The 19,391-nt window shown below is 43.1% G+C and carries 16 protein-coding genes; 6 read left to right on the forward strand and 10 right to left on the reverse strand.

Annotated features, from left to right (window positions below):
* Positions 1-11 precede the first annotated feature (11 nt).
* From F1737_RS07675 to F1737_RS07695, 5 genes are all read right to left on the reverse strand, one after another.
* On the reverse strand, positions 12-965 hold the full coding sequence (locus tag F1737_RS07675; RefSeq protein ID WP_317136000.1) for a methyltransferase domain-containing protein: 954 nt from the start codon (positions 963-965) through the stop codon (positions 12-14).
* 88 nt (positions 966-1,053) lie between these two features.
* Complete coding sequence (dnaJ, locus tag F1737_RS07680; RefSeq protein WP_317136001.1) at positions 1,054-2,202, reverse strand: molecular chaperone DnaJ; 1,149 nt, start codon at positions 2,200-2,202, stop codon at positions 1,054-1,056.
* Positions 2,203-2,221: 19 nt separating this feature from the next.
* Positions 2,222-4,069 (reverse strand): molecular chaperone DnaK, encoded by a 1,848-nt coding sequence (dnaK, locus tag F1737_RS07685; protein WP_317136002.1) that lies wholly within the window; start codon positions 4,067-4,069, stop codon positions 2,222-2,224.
* 1 nt (position 4,070) lies between these two features.
* Positions 4,071-4,640, reverse strand: a complete 570-nt coding sequence (locus F1737_RS07690) for a nucleotide exchange factor GrpE (RefSeq protein WP_317136003.1) — start codon at positions 4,638-4,640, stop codon at positions 4,071-4,073.
* Between the two features lie 175 nt (positions 4,641-4,815).
* A complete protein-coding gene (locus tag F1737_RS07695) occupies positions 4,816-6,195 on the reverse strand; it encodes a phosphoadenosine phosphosulfate reductase domain-containing protein (RefSeq protein ID WP_317136004.1) in 1,380 nt (459 codons plus the stop codon).
* Positions 6,196-6,286: 91 nt separating this feature from the next.
* Here F1737_RS07695 and purH point away from each other — a divergent pair, with 91 nt between their 5' ends.
* The 3 genes from purH (at position 6,287) to dinB (ending at position 10,707) form a co-directional block, all read left to right on the forward strand.
* Positions 6,287-7,774 carry a bifunctional phosphoribosylaminoimidazolecarboxamide formyltransferase/IMP cyclohydrolase gene (purH, locus tag F1737_RS07700; RefSeq protein ID WP_317136005.1) on the forward strand — a complete coding sequence of 496 codons (1,488 nt, stop codon included), beginning with the start codon at positions 6,287-6,289 and terminating at the stop codon, positions 7,772-7,774.
* Between the two features lie 238 nt (positions 7,775-8,012).
* Positions 8,013-9,533 carry a sodium:solute symporter family protein gene (locus F1737_RS07705; RefSeq protein ID WP_317136006.1) on the forward strand — a complete coding sequence of 507 codons (1,521 nt, stop codon included), beginning with the start codon at positions 8,013-8,015 and terminating at the stop codon, positions 9,531-9,533.
* Positions 9,534-9,612: 79 nt separating this feature from the next.
* Complete coding sequence (dinB, locus tag F1737_RS07710) at positions 9,613-10,707, forward strand: DNA polymerase IV (protein ID WP_317136007.1); 1,095 nt, start codon at positions 9,613-9,615, stop codon at positions 10,705-10,707.
* 144 nt (positions 10,708-10,851) lie between these two features.
* Here dinB and F1737_RS07715 read toward each other — a convergent pair whose 3' ends face one another.
* Positions 10,852-12,459, reverse strand: a complete 1,608-nt coding sequence (locus F1737_RS07715; protein WP_317136008.1) for a DEAD/DEAH box helicase — start codon at positions 12,457-12,459, stop codon at positions 10,852-10,854.
* A 240-nt stretch (positions 12,460-12,699) separates the two neighbouring features.
* Here F1737_RS07715 and F1737_RS07720 point away from each other — a divergent pair, with 240 nt between their 5' ends.
* Complete coding sequence (locus F1737_RS07720; protein ID WP_317136009.1) at positions 12,700-13,122, forward strand: hypothetical protein; 423 nt, start codon at positions 12,700-12,702, stop codon at positions 13,120-13,122.
* A gap of 4 nt (positions 13,123-13,126) precedes the next feature.
* On the opposite strand, the gene F1737_RS07725 is transcribed toward F1737_RS07720, so the two are convergent.
* On the reverse strand, positions 13,127-13,810 hold the full coding sequence (locus F1737_RS07725) for a protein-L-isoaspartate(D-aspartate) O-methyltransferase (RefSeq protein WP_317136010.1): 684 nt from the start codon (positions 13,808-13,810) through the stop codon (positions 13,127-13,129).
* Between the two features lie 141 nt (positions 13,811-13,951).
* Positions 13,952-15,235: a phosphopyruvate hydratase gene (gene eno / locus F1737_RS07730; protein ID WP_317136011.1), complete on the reverse strand. Its 1,284-nt coding sequence runs from the start codon at positions 15,233-15,235 to the stop codon at positions 13,952-13,954.
* A gap of 124 nt (positions 15,236-15,359) precedes the next feature.
* Between eno and F1737_RS07735 the strand changes: the two genes are divergently transcribed.
* Both F1737_RS07735 and F1737_RS07740 read left to right on the forward strand, forming a co-directional pair.
* Positions 15,360-16,691, forward strand: coding sequence for a protoporphyrinogen/coproporphyrinogen oxidase (locus F1737_RS07735; RefSeq protein ID WP_317136012.1), 1,332 nt, complete (start codon positions 15,360-15,362; stop codon positions 16,689-16,691).
* 231 nt (positions 16,692-16,922) lie between these two features.
* Positions 16,923-17,633, forward strand: coding sequence for a glycosyltransferase (locus tag F1737_RS07740; protein WP_317136013.1), 711 nt, complete (start codon positions 16,923-16,925; stop codon positions 17,631-17,633).
* 191 nt (positions 17,634-17,824) lie between these two features.
* On the opposite strand, the gene F1737_RS07745 is transcribed toward F1737_RS07740, so the two are convergent.
* Positions 17,825-18,151, reverse strand: coding sequence for a hypothetical protein (locus tag F1737_RS07745; protein ID WP_317136014.1), 327 nt, complete (start codon positions 18,149-18,151; stop codon positions 17,825-17,827).
* Between the two features lie 204 nt (positions 18,152-18,355).
* Entirely contained in the window at positions 18,356-19,240 is an 885-nt protein-coding gene (locus F1737_RS07750; RefSeq protein WP_317136015.1) for a pyridoxamine kinase, read from the reverse strand.
* Positions 19,241-19,391 lie beyond the last annotated feature (151 nt).

The raw sequence follows: 19,391 nt of genomic DNA on the forward strand, positions 1-19,391 counted from the left end.
TATTTTTTGGATTATTCAAGGACCATAACCCTGCGGGTCAGGCTTTTGTGTACTCTCTGCTCATGAAACTGAACAACGGTGAAATATTGTTTCGCAATCTCCCTTATATCAATATGGGTGACTACAACCGCTCTTCTTCCCTTCTTTAAGATACGTCTGATTTCGGATAGTGAATTATTGTATAACGAGTCCATCGAGTCGGCCTTAATACAAACCGACTGACCATAAGGCAGGTCTGTTACAACCACATCCGCAGAATTATCACAGAGCGGAAGTTTTGCAGAGTCCACTCTTAGCACCTCTGCTGACTGAAGATTTTCAAGACAGCCTTTGAGCATTGAACGGTCCATGTCACAGCCGATTATTCTGTTGTTTAAGAGCATGCCTTCAAGCAATACACCGCCTGTACCGCAGAAAGGATCACACAAAACATCCCCTTCTCTTGTCTGTGCGAGGTTTACAAGTGTTCTTGCAAATATCGGCATCATGACACCGGGATGGAAGAATGCCCTTCTCATAGGATTGCGGTATGCAAAATCCCCGCGGTCGATTTTGTGGATCACTCTGCCGAAATAGCATTTGTCTCCGGAGAAAACCGCTCTGTATTCAACCAGCGGGTTATTAAGAGAAACCGGCCCTTTTATGTGGGAGCCGATGCACCTTTCCAGATCAAGCTGGGAATCTTCAATTATCGTATCACTGATCTTTTTAACACGCCCTGCAAAAGCGTCATCAGTTTCTAATGAAAGTCTTTCAAGCATTTCTTCAAAAGAATTCATATCAGCATGACATCTTCCGAGATCTTCTATCACACAGTGTGTCATTGCAAGACGTTTTGTCTCCTCTGCATCCGGGCAGTCCATTACGGCAACCTGCATGCCACTTTCGATGATCTCACCGAGACACTCTATCTCAGAAAAAGGAAGTGTCGGATGTTCGCCGGATAGTTCAAAGATCAGTTTCATAATTTAAGCATTACACTTTGGTTTTTATTCAAAATAAAATGAATAGCATCAAAAAAAATATTTTAATAGTCAGAGGTTTTTTTGGGGTTTATTTCATTGAATCCTTCATCTTTCCGACGACATCCTGAAAGAAGCCGCTCTTCTTTCCGCCTTTGCCCTTTTTGGCTGCCTCAATCTCTACAAGGCGCTCATAAAGTTCTTTTTCTTCATCGTTAAGCTGTTTTGGAATCTCAATTTTAATTCTTACAAGAAGATCCCCGGGTCTTCCTCTTCTCTTTATACCCTCACCTGAGATTTTAAGGGCAGTTCCGTGCTGAACACCTGCGGGGATCCTTAGTTCGACTTCACGTCCGTCAATGGTATTTATGTCCACTTTAGAGCCGACTGCCGCATTTGGAGCAGATATTGTGACATTTGTCTCCAGATTATCACCAATGCGCCTGAAGTTTTCATCAGGAAGAACCTCAACCTCTATGAAGAGATCACCGTTTGGCGCACCTGCATCACCGGCCTCACCGTATCCTTCCATTCTAAGGCGCATGCCTGTGTCAATTCCCGGAGGAACAGTGACTGTGATTGTTCTTTTTACACGTGTATGTCCGCTGCCGTTACAGGCCTTACATCGCTCCTCAGGGATCTTTCCTCTTCCCTGGCACTGTGAACATGTCGCCATGCTGACAAAATTTCCAAAAGGCGTTCTGTTCTCACGCTTCTCCTGACCACTTCCACCACATCTGGGACAAACACGCACCTTTTTGTTGGAACTTCCGGTACCCTCACATTTCTCGCAGGGTTCGGTATGCATCACGTCAATGTCGCGGTTTGTTCCAAGAGCTGCATCGCGAAGTTTTATCTGGATGCGCATCAGCAGGTCGGCACCGGGCTGAGGGCCTCTGGGGCCCCTTCTCGCCCCCCCTCCAAAGAAGGCATCAAAGATATCTCCAAACCCGCCAAAGTCAGCATTGAAACCCGCACCACCAAAGCCTCCTCCGGAATACTGTCCTTTGGAGGCGTTTGTGAAGGTTTCATGACCCATTCTGTCATACTGGGCCTTTTTCTGATTGTCGGAGAGAACGCTGTAAGCCTCGTTTATTTCCTTGAACTTTTCTTCAGCGCCTTCTTCTTTGCAGACATCCGGGTGATACTTCTTCGTCAGGGTGCGGTATGCCTTTTTAATTTCCTGCTCTGTTGCATTACGCGAAACATTCAGGACGTCATAGTAGTCTTTCGCACCCATGATTTTTTGCCCCGGCCATTTACTCGTTCTTCTTGTCGTCTTTTACTTCGTAGTCTGCATCGACCACATCTTCATCGGCTGTATCTTTTGCTGCTTCGCCGCCCTGTTCTTTAGCGGCTTCTGCTTCTGCAGCTTTCTGATACATCTTTGTTGAAGCTGAAAATACTGCTTCAGTGAGCTCTTCAACATCCTTTTTGATGGCTTCAAGATCATCGGTTTCAACAGCCTTTTTGACTTTTTCAACACCTGCCTCGATCTTTTCCTTATCCTCAGCCTCGATCTTGTCTTCGCTTTCTTTCAGGAGTTTTTCTGCGGCAAATATTGAATTGTCTGCACTGTTTCTAATCTCAATCTCTTCACGCTTCTTTTTGTCTTCCTCTTCGAAGTCCTTTGCCTTGTTGACCATCTGTTCAATCTCATCATCAGATAGGCGTTTGTCTCCGGAGATTGTGATTGCCTGGCTGTTTCCGGTTCCAAGGTCCTTTGCGGATACATTGATGATGCCGTTTGCATCAATATCGAATGTCACCTCAATCTGAGGGATTCCACGGGGTGCGGGAGGAACTCCGGTGAGCTGGAATTTACCGAGTGTGAAGTTGTCTGCTGCAAGGGCACGTTCTCCCTGAACAACGTGGATCTCAACACTGGTCTGGTTGTCCGCCGCTGTTGTAAAGATCTGGCTCTTCTTTGTCGGGATTGTTGTGTTTCTCTCAATGAGCTTTGTTGCGATACCGCCCATTGTTTCAATGGAGAGTGTCAGCGGGGTCACATCAAGAAGAACAACATCCTTTGCCTCACCTGTGAGGACACCACCCTGAATTGCAGCACCGACTGCCACACATTCATCAGGGTTAATTCCCTTGTCAGGCTCTTTTCCGAGAAGTGATTTGATTCTTTCCTGGACCATCGGGACACGGGTTGAACCGCCGACCAGAAGCACATGGTTGATATCAGCTGCCTTGAGTCCTGCATCGTCCATTGCCTGCTTAACAGGTCCGATTGTCTTGTCAACAAGGTCTCCGATAAGCTGCTCAAACTTTGAGCGTGTCAGATCCATATCAAGGAATTTAGGCCCTGATGAATCGGTTGTGATGTATGGAAGGTTGATGTTTGTTTTCTGGACTGTTGACAGCTCTTTTTTGGCGTTTTCTGCTGCATCGCGGATACGCTGCATTGCCATCTTGTCTTTGGCGAGATCGATTCCTTCCTGCTTTTTGAACTCATCGACAATGTAGTCCATGATACACTTGTCAAAGTCGTCACCACCAAGGCGGTTGTCACCTGCGGTTGCCTGAACTTCAAATACACCGTCACCGAGTGTCAGGATTGAAACATCGAATGTTCCGCCTCCAAGATCATATACAAGGATTGTTGCTTCATCTTCCTTGTCAACACCGTATGCAAGGGCACTTGCGGTAGGTTCGTTGATGATACGGAGAACTTCAAGACCTGCAATCTTTCCGGCATCCTTTGTTGCATTCCTCTGTGCATCGTTAAAGTATGCAGGAACAGTGATGACAGCCTTTGTAATTTCTTCTCCAAGATATGCTTCAGCGTCAACTTTCAGTTTCTGAAGAATCATTGCGGAGATTTCCTGCGGGGTAAACTCCTTATCATCGATTTTGACCTTGCGGTCTGTTCCCATGTCTCTCTTGATAGAGATAATTGTTTTATCGGTATTTGTGACTGCCTGGCGTTTTGCGACGTTTCCTATGAGACGTTCATTGTCTTTTGAGAATGCCACAACAGAAGGCGTTGTGCGTCCTCCCTCTGCATTGGGGATAACAACAGGTTTGCCGCCTTCCATTATTGCCATACATGAGTTTGTTGTACCAAGATCTATTCCAAGAATTTTATTAGAAGCCATTTTAGTTTTCCTCCTTATTTCCTTTCGATACTGCTACTTTTGCACATCTGATTACTTTGTCATCCATACAATAACCGCGGGTGACTTCATCAATTATTACTCCGTCTTTGCACTCAGACGGAACATATGCTATTGCTTCATGCTTTACGGGATCAAACTGCTGTTGTAACGACTCTATCGGAGAGATTGAATAATTTTCATAAACTTTTGCAAATATTTTTCTGATCTGCTCAACACCTTCACGAAGGCAGGAATCATCAGATTTCAGTGCCCTTTCGATGTTGTCAGATACCTCAAGCATCTCTACTGCAAATTTTTCGATTGCACGATTTACACGTGCTTCGGAATCCTTCGCACTTCGCTTTCTGAAATTCTCAAAATCAGCAGCAAGACGGAGATATTTTTCATTAAGACTGTCGAGTTCTTTTTGAAGTTCTTCTTCACGGGAGGCCTTCTCCTCCTTTTTCAAAGATTCTTCAGATGATTTATCAGAAACATCTTCTGCCTTTGCTGAAGAGTCTGAAATCTTCTCTTCATCAGACATTTTTTTCTCTGCATTTTCATTGTTCATACGTCAATTCCCCATTATAGAGAGGTTGTTACTAACAATACCATATATGGTGGTTTGTAGTTCTATATAATCTTTTTTGATTATCTGTTTGCAGTTCTATATATAAGTTGTGATTAGATGGACCATGTAAAATAATAAAATCAGAGGAACAAAAAAAACATTTTTTAATAAAATATTATTCTGTGGGTTTTTCCTGATTTTTTGAGAGATTATACTCATCTAAAAGTTCAACCATTTTCGGAGGGAGTTCATCCCATCTCCACAGACCAAGGTCAACGTAGCATTTGGGAAATTTGTTTTTTTCCGCACATGAGCGCAGGTATTCCATCCATTCCCCGTATTTTTCAGGCAAAAGCTCTTTTACCCTCTCGGCCTCGCTCTCAAGCATTGCAGGACACATCCAGCATCCGACACGCTCAAAGCCAAGATCATACAGGGGATTGTATGGAAGTTCTCTCCACCAGATATACAAAAAAACCTCAAGTGCACGCCAGCTTCGTATCGGCGAGATGTTAATCTGCTTATTGTTGTAAGGATTCTCTATTGCGGCAGGAAGCCCTGATCTTGCAAAGGATTCATACCACCTGTTACCCTGCACAGTTACGCATCCCCCCTCTTCATTCAGCCAGTTGCTCACAGGATGAAGTTTAAGCCTCTCACAGCACCAGCGGTTGTCCTTTTTTGGAATGCCCCTTTGTGCAAGCTCACTTTTAAAGTCCCCACCCTGAAATTTCTGCCCGATATTCATCGATTCCACAAATTCAATTGTCTGTGGAAACTCCATACCTGTATCGACAAAATATGAATCAGTAATACCGGCACGTTTAGCAAGTTCAAGAACGACAGTGCTGTCCTTTCCACCGCTGAAAGAAACATTGGCGTTGGGTCTCTTCCAGGAATGCTGATTTACTTCGATCTTGATGGACCTAATCGCATGCCTTTCGATATTTTTCAGATGCTTTTTGTTACAGCGGATGACATTTGAATAATCAGGATCAGGCAGGGGCTTTTCTTCAACAACCCCGAACTGTCTGACTTTAAGAAAACCGTCCTGATAATTACCAACACCCCATTTTCCGCCGACACGTATGATTACACATCCGTTCTCACAATCGGCAGAGAACTCAATTTTCTTTCCGCCAAGACGCCTGCCTTTATTCTCCCTCATATAAGACGTGATATCAACGATATTTTTGGAAACATCAGGGAGGATAAAAGAAAGAGCCTCAAAAGAAGGTTCAAATGAATACTTCCTGGTAACAGGCGAAAAGTTCAGCCATCCAAAGCGCACACCGTTTGCGATTACAAGATCAGTCCTGTCTGTTCCGCCTGTCTTATTGAAAAGAACGATCTTTGGCAGTTTTCCTCCACCAAATCTCTCTTCAAGCAGATTTAAAAGCAGAGTCCTGTCATGTTCAAGTGCCGGGCGAACGTCATATGGTTTTAGAAGCGGAAACTCCACACCCCTTGTCCCGCAACCGCATGTACCTGCAATAAGGGGCACATTACACTCAGGACACCAGAAAAGGCTTTTTTTTATTGATGGCTCTCTCATATTTACTTATTAAAATGCCCTGCAATTCAGATAATGAGTATGGTATTACCATACCAACATTATTGAGATTTAAAAACACAATAATAAAGCAATGAAATATGCACTTCTCTCGGTCTGGGATAAGACCGGCATAATTGAACTGGCACAGACACTTAAAGCCGCTAACTTTAAGATTTTAAGTTCAGGCGGTACAGCAAAGACACTGCGCGAGGCAGGACTTGATATTACCGAAGTTTCTGATTACACAGGCGCACCTGAGATGATGGACGGACGTGTAAAAACACTCCACCCGAAAATTCACGGAGGGCTTTTGGGCAGACGCGGTATCGATGATGCCGTAATGGAGGAGCACGGCATCTCCGGAATCGATCTTCTGGTCGTAAACCTCTATCCCTTTGAGGAGATGTCAGGAAAGGATCTCCCGCTGAATGAACTTGTCGAATACATCGACATCGGCGGCCCTGCAATGATCCGTGCAGCTGCAAAGAACTTCAAAGACGTTGCAGTGGTAATCGATCCAAAAGACTACGATATGGTAAAAGAGGCAGTCAGAGGGGAAGGATTTACAGAAAAAGACAGACTTTACCTTGCAAAGAAAGTCTTCGCACGCACCGCATCATATGATGCAGCGATTGCAAACTACTTCTACAGCATCGACTCAGAATTCCCGGAAGTCTACACTGTACAGTTTAGAAACGGCAGAACACTCCGCTACGGAGAAAACCCACACCAGAAAGCTGCCGTGTATGGTGAAACAGGCATTGCAGGACAGACAACACTTCAGGGTAAAGAGATGTCATACAACAACTACCTTGACGTTGACGCAGCAGTGAGCCTTTTAAGAGAGTTTGAAGAGACAGCCTCCGTAATCGTAAAACACAACAACCCGTGCGGTGTTGCAACAGGTGAAAAACTCCTTGATGCATATCTCTCAGCCCGCGATGTGGACCCTGTATCCGCATACGGCGGAATAGTTGCATTAAACCGCGAAGTCGGGGCAGATGTGGCAGAAGAGCTTGCATCAACATTTATCGAGGTTGTAATTGCTCCGTCTTACACTGATGAAGCACTTAAAATTATGACCAGAAAGGAAAACATGCGTGTCCTCGTTTTACCGGAGGAAGAGCCTGAAGTCTCTGTAAGAACAATCGACGGTGGTGCACTTCTTCAGAAAACTCCAAAAGATTTGACTGAAAACTGGCAGGTTGTAACAGAACGCGAACCCACAGCAGAAGAAATGGAGTCAATGAAACTTGCAATGAAGGTCTGCAAGCACACAAAGAGCAATGCAATCATCTTTGCAAAGGGAAAATCCGTTCTGGGAATCGGTGCAGGACAGATGAACCGTGTGAACTCTGCACAGATTGCTGTTATGAAATCCAACTTCCCGCTTGAGGGATCAGCAGTCGCATCAGATGCCTTCCTTCCGTTTGCAGACACACTAGAAGAGGCAGCAAAGGCAGGCGCCACCGCACTTCTTCAGCCCGGCGGTTCAATACGCGATCAGGAAGTAATCGATGCCGCAAACAGACTCAATGTCGCAATGGTATTTACAGGAATAAGATACTTCAGACACTAATCATTTAAAATAAGGCAAATCTACAATATTTTTTTCTTCTTTTTTAGAAACCCCGACAAATATCCGCATAAGACGGATAACAAAAACCGATCAATTGTGTTATATGTTAGCATGCCACATATTAGCATGGTAAAATGTTTGGTCTGCCTGATATAACACTCCTGTCCGTTTTAGCAGGGACAGGAATATTAATATTCATACTTTTAATCTGGGGGCTCCGGTTCAGGGAGGCAGGGATTTGAACGCTGACTTATCCACTGTCGGAATTATTGCGATATATGCACTTGCACTTATCTACATCGGAAGCTGGGCATCGAAAAAAGTTCACAATACCGAGGATTACATTCTTGCAGGGCGATCTCTTGGATTCTGGGTTTTCACAATCCTGATGGTCGCATCCGTATGCAGCGGAATGACACTTGTCGGGGTTTCAGGTTTTGGCTACACTTCAGGTTGGCCGGGAATATGGGAACAGCTCGCAGTGCCTCTTGCCGCATCCTTTGCAATCATTGTCCTGGGTGTCAAACTACATTACATCGGAAGAAAGTCAGGTTACATGACTGTTGAGGACTATTTCGCACACAGGTTTGAAAGCCCAAAAGCAGTAAGAGGCGTTTCGGCAGTCGCTGGAATTGTCGTATCACTCATATACCTTGTCGGACAGTACACCGCAATTAGTATTGTATTAGTCTGGCTTTTTGACATAGATCACAGGCTTGCACTGATAATTTCGGCCATAATAATTACAGTTTATACAGTAATCGGCGGCCTTTACGCTGTTTCATGGACAACTCTCATACAGGGCGGAATTCTGATCATCGGCGTTTTGCTCATGGCACCGATTGTCATTTTTGCTGCAGGAGGTCTGACACACATAAACGAAGTAATGGCAACAATTGATCCAAATATGGTTCAGCCCTTCTACCCGACTGCATATGCACCCTATGCCTTCTGCACGCCGGAATTTCTCTTCTCGTTTGTGGTTTTTCTGACTATTGGTCTTGCTTGTGCACCACATGTGGTAAACAATGTGCTTGCTGCAAAAGAGGACAAATTCTTCAAGTGGTCTCCGCTGATTGCCTTTGGAATATACCTTGTCGTAATGCTCCTCGTCAAGTTCTCAGGCTTTGCTGTAAGGGTTTTGGTAGAAGAGGGAAAGCTTGTTTTGCCGACAGCAGTTAACGCACAGGACTTTGCATTCATGTATGGCGTGGAATATGCCGCTCCCAATATGTTTGTATGGGCACTCTTTGCAGTGATTGTGCTCGCAGCCGTTATGTCCACAACAGACAGGCTCATGCTTACAATCGGAACAATGTTCTCATGGGACATTTACAAAAATCTGTTAAAACCGGATGCATCTGACAGGCAGGTCCTGAGGTTAAGCCAGATATGTGTGGTAATTTCAGCGGTTGTCTCCCTCATACTCGCTTTAAATCCACCGGAAATGCTTGCATTCCTCATATGGATGGGAATAGGAGTCATGCTTTCAACATTTGCAGTGCCTTTCATCGCAGGCCTTTACTGGAGGCGTGCAACAAAGCAGGGGGCGATAGCTTCCATGCTCACAGGTCTTATATCTGCGGGAATTTTCGCTTACTATTACCAGTTCGTTGAAAAACTTCCGATGCACTTTTCGATATACTCACTTGCCTGTGCAATCATTGCAATGATTGTGGTAAGTCTTCTGACACCGAAAAATTCAGAGGAAGTTCTTGATAACACAATGACCGGCTGGTACATTCAGCCAAAAGACTAATCAAATACTTTTTTTATTTCACACCGCACGGATTTTCATTAATAACAGCCCAGACATATTAGAAAATCAGTTTTGCCTAATGCCATACAGACAAAAAGACAGAATCATACTCCATGTGGACATGGACAGTTTCTACGCCTCTGTGGAGATGCGGGAAAATCCGAAATTAAAAGGAAAACCTGTAATCATCGGCGCCGATCCCAAATCAGGAACCGGCAGGGGCGTTGTGAGCACATGTTCATACGAGGCACGTAAATTCGGCGTCAGGTCTGCAATGCCGGTCACAAAAGCATATATGCTCTGTCCGGATGGTATTTTTCTTCCCGTAAACATGAGGCTGTACGCCCTGGTTTCTGAAAATGTTATGAATATCTTAAGGGAGTATTCTGATAAATTTCAGCAGGTCAGTGTTGATGAGGCATATCTCGATGTAACATACCTTGGAAATTTTTATAATGCATCAAATCTCGCAAAAGAGATAAAAGATAAAATCAGAAATACGGAAAACATTACCTGCTCTGTCGGTGTAGCTCCGTCAAAGGTGGTTGCAAAAATTGCATCCGACTTTCAAAAGCCCAACGGCCTGACAGTTGTGACACCTGATAAAGTCAGGGATTTTTTAAACCCGATGGATGTAGGGAAGATCCCGGGTATTGGGAAAAAAACACAAAGCAGACTCTCAGGGCTTGGTATTTTCAAAATCTCCGATCTGGCGGATTATGATATCCAGAAACTGATTTCCGTATTTGGAAAGCATGCCGTTGACATGCAAAAACTTGCAACGGGAAAGGATGAAAGGGAGGTCAGGGAAAAAGGAGAGAGAAAATCAATCGGGCGGGAGCGTACATATCCGGAGGATACAGCCGATGAGGAAAGAATAACCAAAACGATTGAATGGATCTGCGAAGACATCCACAAAAGACTCATTGAAAAGGATTTTCGATTCAGGACAGTGACTGTTAAAATCAGGTACACGGGGTTCATTACAAAAACACGGGCGGTGACACTTGATCACTGCACTGACAGCCCCGATATAATCAAAGATCTGGCAATAAAGATATTCAGGAATCTGATTGATACTGATAAAAAACCCGTAAGGCTCATTGGAGTATCAATATCGGGATTTGAAAGCGGCAGAAGCAGACAGACAAGAATAGAAGAATTCTTCAGATAATTTCAGAATAAATCAGGCAGGAAATCAACAGGTCATTATGACTTTTATTTTATTACAACAGATTTGCTGACTATAAAAAAACGTAATTAAAAAATATTAAATGCTGAAGAAATTTTCAAATTCAGCATTATATCTATATTAATATCAGCTTCTTGATCTTGCTCTCTTTGCCGGCTCAAATGAAACTTCATTACCGCGGATTGTGCCGCCGTTCATGATACTAAACACTTCTGAAGCGTATTTCTCAGGAACTTCAACAAATGAAAAGTCATTGTAAATGCTTATTGCACCTACTGAACTTCCGGGAATATCAGTCTCTCCTGCAATTGCACCAACAATATCTCCGGGGCGGATTCCCTTTGCTTTTCCGATATTGATAAAGAAGCGAACCATTCCGGGCTCTGCTCCTGTTTCAGCGGAGTTGAATTTGACCTCTTCCACAGCTTTGTCTCTTGTTGATCCGCTTTCAAGGTGAAGTTTTAAAAGTGCCGCAGAGATGTCAACTGATGTATAGTCTTCGTCCATGAGTCTTTCAACAGCGGATACATATGACGAGAGATCGCTTTCTGCCAGAACTTCCCTTACATTGTCGAGGAACCTTTCAATACGGCAGTTCTCAACATCCTTTATGCTTGGAGGGCGGGTACGTCTGATCTTCACATTTGCAACCTTCTGGATCATACGGAGTTTGTTGGTCTCGCGTGGACCCACAAATGTATACGCACGGCCTGTCTTTCCGGCTCTTCCTGTTCTTCCTATTCTGTGGACATAATACTCCACATCCTGCGGGACATCGTAGTTGTATACGGTGTCAATGTCATCAACATCAATACCACGGGCTGCAACATCGGTTGCAATTAAAATATCAATGGAGCCATTGCGGAATTTGTTCATCACATTGTCCCTCTGGCTCTGCTTTAAGTCACCGTGAAGACCTTCTGCAAAATATCCTCTTGAGCGGATAGAGGAGGAAATTTCGTCCACTCTTCTTTTGGTATTGCAAAAGATCATTGAGAGTCCCGGTCCGTTTATATCGATGAGTCTGCAGAGAACTTCGAGTTTTTCCTTTTCACGAAGCTCAATGTATGACTGTTCAATTGAAGGAACTGTAAGCTCTTTTGTATTGAGTTTAAGGAATTCAGGATTTTTCTGGAAAGCCTTTGATATCTTCAGGATAGGCTTTGGCATTGTTGCAGAGAAGAGGATTGTCTGTCTGTCTCCAGGAGTGTATTGTAAGATATCCTCCAAATCTTCCTTAAAGCCCATATCAAGCATCTGATCAGCTTCATCGAGTACAATTGTGCTGACACCTGAGAGTTTTAAAGTTCCTCTCTTGAGGTGATCCATTACTCTTCCCGGAGTACCGATGATTACCTGGACACCTTTATTCAAAGCTGAAATCTGCCTTTCAATAGGCTGACCACCGTAAATTGGAATTACACGAACATCACGGCGGTATTTTAAAAGTCTGTTGAACTCTTCTGCGATCTGTATAGTAAGTTCTCTTGTAGGTGAAAGAACAATTGCCTGAACATGACAATTGTCTGAATCTATTTTTTCAATAACCGGTATCGCAAAGGCGGCTGTTTTTCCTGTACCTGTCTGAGCCTGCCCGGTTACATCAATGCCTGACATTATCAGGGGTATTGAAAGTTGTTGTATAGGGGTTGGCTCTTCAAAGCCCATATCTTCGATTGCTCTAAGTATTTCATCAGAAATGTTGAGCTCATTAAATTTCAAAAAAGAAACCATTCCTTATACTATATGTCGTGGGAGGTATTGGAGTTTTGCCATGAGGACATTATTTCATCCTGATCATAATGGATAATTTCAGAAAATAATGCAGGCAAAAACCGGATTTTCTTCCATTATATCAGATATTTAAGGACAAAAATCAGGTCGCGCAGTTTAAGGCCAAAAAAGACTTTCAAAAAAAACACCGCAGGGCACAAAAAGATAATTTTAACATGAAAATTTTCAATATAAAAATATATGGAATTAAACCCCCATAAATTATTGAAAGTTGCAGGACTCGGATTTTTGACATGGCTTTTGCCGCTTGCTTTATCAGTTTTCTTCTATACCAAAACAGGAGAACCCGCAGTGGATATCACTTTTTTTAAAACGATAATGATCGTCCTCTTCGGCGGATTCGGCACAGTTCTGCTCGCATATTATTTCAAAGGCGTCAGCGAATTCTATATTTTTGAAGGCTTCTTTGTAGGAGCAGCATGGCTTGTCATAAACTGGATCATGGATTTTTTAATACTCCTGCCAATAAACGGGATGGATATTACGACATATTTTAAGGAAATCGGACTCAGGTATATTTTGATTCTTATTATTGCAGTCTCCATCGGGATTGCTGCTGAAGATGCAGCAGGGAAATCAGGAAAACAAAACACAATAAAATGATTAATTAATCCAGACTGTCCCACCCCTCTTTTCCGACAAGAGGAACAAACCTGACTCCGCCGTGCCAGGTCAAAACGGGTTTTTTGTCTTTTATTTTAACTTTTAAAAGTTCCTGCTGGAGATAATCGCCGACAGGAACCACAAGCCTTCCGCCTTCGTTTAAGATGTCAACAAGATAATACGGAATTTTAGGTGACGCCGCAGTAACTATTATCGCATCAAATCTGCCAAGGTTTCCGATATACCCCGTCCCGTCACAGACAATTATCCTCACATTTTTTATCTTTAAATTTTCAAGGTTTTTTTCAGCAAACGCGGCAAGCTCGGGGACACGCTCAAGCGAGATTACCTCTGAAGAAATTTCTGCAAGAAGTGCTGCCTGGTATCCTGAACCGGTCCCAATCTCCAGTACACGATCACGGGGGGTTAGTTCAAGAAGTTCGGTCATCAGTCCGACAATAAACGGCTGGGATATTGTGGCTCCGTGCCCTATCGGAAGAGGGCTGTCCACATAAGCATAACTTCTCTCGCCCGGCGGCACAAACAGATGGCGGGGAACAGAAAGCATTGCCGAAATTACATTTTGATCACTAATACCTCGTCTTATTATCTGGTTTTCCACCATAGCCTCCCTTGCCGCCAGAAATTTAGGAGAATCCAAATCATCCCCTGAAAACAAATTCTTCATAGGTCCCCATCTGATGATGGGATAAAGTGACTAAATTATATTAAATCTATCCCGTAGATATTCAAAAATTTCAGGTACGATTAAAAATGAAATGAAGACCGGCGGACCGGATCTTCACGGCTGATTTTATTAAATTAATATTTATCTTACAAAGGCGCTTCTGCCTGCAAATTTTGCAGAATCACCCATTTCTTCTTCTATTCTTAAAAGCTGGTTGTATTTCTCAACCCTTTCCCCTCTTGCAGGGGCTCCTGTTTTTATCTGACCTGTGCCAAGCGCAACGGAGAGGTCTGCAATGAATGAATCAACAGTCTCACCGCTTCTGTGAGAGACCATTGCACCCCATCCGTTTTTCTGTGCAAGGCGTATTGCATCGATGGTTTCTGAAACGGTTCCTATCTGGTTGAGCTTGATTAAGACAGCGTTTGCAACTCCCTTCTCAATACCCATCTCCATTCTTTTTACATTTGTTACAAACAGATCGTCTCCGACAAGCTGCACTTTGTCACCGATTGCATCGGTGAGCATCTTCCAGCCGTCCCAGTCATCTTCCGCAAGTCCGTCTTCAATTGAAACTATAGGATATTTTTCGCAGAGGTCTTTGTAAAATGAAACCATCTCTTCGGAGGTCAGTTTTCTTCCCTCTGTTTTGAGATCATAGAGTCCGTCTTTGTATATTTCACTTGATGCAGGGTCAAGGACAATTCCAATCTCTTCGCCTGGTTTGTAGCCTGCTTTCTCTATTGCTTCAACTATGAGCTTTAAGGGTTCTTCATTTGACGGAACCTTTGGTGCAAATCCGCCCTCGTCACCGACACCGGTTGAATGCCCCTTCTCTTTTAAGAGTGCCTTTAGTGACTGGTAAACCTCCGCACCCCAGCGAAGAGCCTCTTTAAAGTTTGGTGCACCGTAAGGAGCAATCATGAATTCCTGAAGGTCTGCACCCTGCCAGTTTGCATGTGCACCGCCGTTCATGATATTCATACAGGGAACGGGAAGTGTTGCCTCGCCGGACTCACCAAGGTACTGCCAGAGCGGCATTCCCTTTGCCTGTGCAGCGGTGCGGGCGACAGCCATTGAGACTGTAAGTATTGCATTTGCCCCAAGGCTGCCCTTGTTTTCTGTCCCGTCAAGAGCGATCATTGCATCATCAACCGCTCTCTGACCGCATGCATCCATCCCTGCAACAGCTGCCGCAATTTTGTCATTCACACCTGAAACAGCCTTCGTGACACCTTTTCCACCGAAACGTGCCTTGTCACCGTCACGAAGCTCGACAGCCTCATGGATACCGGTAGATGCACCTGAAGGGCATGCCGCACGGCCTAAAATGCCACATTCAAGATATACATCAGCTTCAACGGTCGGGTTTCCACGGGAATCGAGAATTTCTCTTCCCTTTACAGTCTTAATTGAAGTGTCCATTATGATTAAACTCCTGAAAGTCAGATTGGGTTATTATTTGTAAACACAATACTAAAAAACCACATCAAAAAGGTTGATTCAACACAACAAGATTATTAGTAAACCAAAATTCAAAACATATAGTGTGAAAACTGCAATCCTTGGTGGAGGACTGACCGGACTAACCCTTGCACGCCTGCTTTCATTAACAGGCGAAGAAGTTGTCGTGCTTGAAAAGGAAGAAAAATACGGTGGTCTGTGCCGTTCAAAAACAGAAGACGGATTTACTTTTGACATAGGCGGATCACACATCATTTTCAGCCGCGATACTGAAGTAAACGACTTCATGAGGGAAGTATTAAGAGAAAACAAAGATACAAGAAACCGCAATACAAAAATCTTTTTCAAGGGAAACTACGTAAAATATCCCTTTGAAAACGGCCTCTATCAGCTTCCGGCAGAAGACCGCTTCTTTTGCATTAATGAATTCATAAAAACCCTGATTGCACATGAAAAAGGGGAATTAAAAGATCCTGAAAACTTCAGGGAATGGATATATCTGACATTCGGAAAAGGAATTGCCGAATCTTACATGGTGCCATACAATGAAAAAATCTGGAATTTCCCAACAGAAAAGATGTCGCATCACTGGGTTGACGGAAGAATTCCAAGACCGCCTGTTGAAGATATAATTAAATCGGCAATCGGCATCGAGACAGAAGGCTATACGCACCAGTCTGTATTCACATACCCTGTAAACGGGGGAATCGAAGCCCTCACACAGGCCATTGCAGAACCTGTATTAAGCAAAATCAGAACAGGATTTTGTGTGGAATCTGTCAGGGAAAACAAAGACGGAGAGGGATTTGTAATTTCAGACGGCAAAGAGGATATTATATGCAGCCGTGTCATCAACACTCTTCCTCTTCAGGTGCTTCTTCCATGCCTTGAAAATATCCCGGACGATATTAAAACAGCATGCAATGATCTCAAATACAACTCAATTGCATGTGTGGGTATTGGTGTTGAAGGTGAGTTAAGCGATATTTCATGGCTTTATGTCCCTCAGACAGAGCTTGGTAAATTCAACAGGATCTCCTTCCCTTCAAACTATTCAACCGAGGTTGCTCCAAAGGGCTGTTCATCCGTTCTTGCTGAAATCACCTATAACGAAGGCGATGATGTATCAAAGATGACTGATGAGGAACTGATTGACCATGTAACAGAAGGCCTCATTAAGATGGATATAATAACAGACAAAAACCTTGTCAGGTACTCAACGGTTGAGAGATTTGAGTTTGCATATGTGGTGTATGACACAGAATACCAAAAAAACATAAAAACAGTACGTGAGTATGTTGAAGCACTCAATATCGATCTTGTTGGTCGTTTTTCAGAGTTTGAATACATAAACATGGACGGATGCATCAGGCATGTGCTAAACTACATTGAAAACAGATACAAAAATCAGGAATAAGCCACCCTTATAATTTTTTTATTCTACATTCTTATTTTACGTTAAAAAAGTGCATTAAATGATTTTTTTTAGGTATTGTTTGAAGAAAATGATACTATCATTTTCATGAAGAAGCATTTTTTTATTAATTACCAGTCAGCTTCCGGATTAAAGCGTAACTGTCACTTTTTTTATTCAGATTCACTGATACCAATATATATTGCTCATTAAAGGTCAAATAATAAAGAACAAATGGCGCCCAGAATATCAGTGGTTATCCCGACCTTTAATGAAGAAAAAAATATTACTCCCTGTCTGGAATCCCTCTCTAAACAGACAATTCCAAGGGATGAATATGAGCTTATTGTAGTTGACGGCAACTCAAAGGACAAAACACGTGAATATGCGGAAAAGATTGCAGACACCGTAATAATCCAGACCAGCAAAAAGGTTGGCGGAGCAAGAAATGATGGTGCGGCCCTTGCAAAGGCTGATATTATCGCAACAACGGATGCGGACTGTATCATCCCTCCGGACTGGCTGGAGACAATTTTAAAGTCCTTTAAGGAAAATGAAGATATTGTCCAGCTTTACGGAACGGTTTACCCTCTTGAACCAGGCATCAAATTCAAGTTTTATCTTGCACTTGCAAACACATTCTCAAGACTCGGGTATTATACCCACACTCTTTACTACACCCTCGGGTGCAATACCGCATTTACAAAAGATGCATACCGAAACTTAGACGGATACAAGTGTATTGATGCAGGGGATGACCTTGAGATTGCACAGAGAATGAGAAAAATTGGAAAGGTAAAACTGAATACAAAGATGAAGGTTCAGTTTTCAATGCGAAGATATGTGCAGTTCGGGACTATTAAATCATTATACATCTGGCTCTATATCGTCTTAAAAGGCGGAGAAAGCGACAAGTTTTCTTACGCAGGTAAAAATTACAAATAATATTTTAAAATCTCCGTGATACCGGATTTAAATAAAAAATAATTTTTGGGATTTTTTTCGGATATAGCATTCTCATGAGATACCCGGAAAACAGGTTCCCAAAAAAGGTTTCCCCTTTTAACGTCCAATCTCTGGAATGGAGCTGTTTTAATTTTACAATGCTGTCTTAAACATCACCTGGACTATCAGGTTCATAATTTACTCTGAAGTTTCTCAATCTGTGCTTTTTGCTGCTTTATCTGACTCTCCAGTTCCTGAATCTTCTCCTGAAGCTGCTGCTGCTGCGTTTCTCTTGCATTGACCTGTTCAAGCTGCTGTTCAATCTGTTTCTGGTGCTGGAGCTGCTCCTGGAACTGCTTTTCAAACTGCTCCTGGTGCTGAATCTGTTTTTGGAATTGCTGCTCTACCTGCTGCTGGTGCATTTCAAACTGCTGTGCATGCTGCCGGTAATCCTGAAGCTGTTGGATCTGCTGCTGAAGCTGACCAACCTGCTGTTCAATCTGACGGCCTTCTACCATTTACATTTCACCTCCTTTTCTGATTTCGTCTCAATAACGACAGATAACATATTTAAGAAAGTGCCTTACCGGACCGATTATCACATCAGATGACCGCTATATGTTAAATATTTAGAATAATTACAGATTCTCTGGTTTTTCGTCAGAACTATTAAAAAATGCTGATATTTAAAAAAATTTATTACTAAATCTATGCCCCATTCACTATTCAAGGAGCTCATAACTGCTCATTACAACAGGGCCTTTGAGACTGTCAAGAACACGCTCGAGAAAAACTCCCTCTCTTTCAGGATTTTCACGACCAAATGATGCACGGATTGCGAGGGTGGTAAACTGAACGGCCCTGTCAAGTGCTATTGGAAGGCTGTCTCCTTTAAGGAGACTTCCGACAACAACTGATGCAAAGGCATCTCCGGTGCCGGGGTAATGTGCAGGGATGTAGTCACATGAAACCTTCCACAGTTTCTCACTCCCTTTGTCATAGGCAAGGACGGATGTTCTCTTATCTGAACTTTCATACGGGACACTTGTGACTATAACAACTCCGGGCCCCATATCGGCAAGCCTTAAAAGCCATTCTTTTACAGTCTCCTCATCTATTGAATCACTGTAAGGCTCATTTAACAAAAAAGCAGCCTCGGTTAAATTCGGAGTTATTACATCCGCACGGGATATAAAAGACCTCATCCTCAAAACCATATCGTCTGTTATCGGGCCGTAGGTTTTACCGTCATCACCCATTACGGGATCAATTACCACAAGAGGACTACCGTCCCTCTCTAAAAGAGAATCAATCAGCTCTGAAACAATATTCATCTGCTCGGAAGAACCCAGAAAACCACTGTAAACAGCATCAAAATCGATCCCGAGATTGATCCAGTGAGAAACACAGTCCTTCATAAAAGGTGTCAGATCATTGAAACAGTAATCACTAAATCCTGTTGTGTGCGTTGACAAAACCGCTGTCGGCATGGGGCATGCCTGAACTTCCATAGCAGACAGTACAGGAATTACAACAGTAAGGGATGCACGGCCAAAACCTGACAAATCATGAATCGCTGCAACTCTGGGTACCGGATTTCTGATCAATTTATCAATCACCTGAAAAAGTTTTTAATTTAATTCATTTTGATATTTTCATACGGGCATAATTTTAACTACCCGATTTGGATTAATTATAGTTATCATAATTAAGAGGACATCAAATATTCCAAATTGACCAGTCCGTCACAATGTATTT

The sequence above is a fragment of the Methanoplanus sp. FWC-SCC4 genome (genome assembly GCF_032878975.1).
In the GTDB taxonomy this organism is placed as follows: Archaea; Halobacteriota; Methanomicrobia; order Methanomicrobiales; family Methanomicrobiaceae; genus Methanochimaera; species Methanochimaera problematica.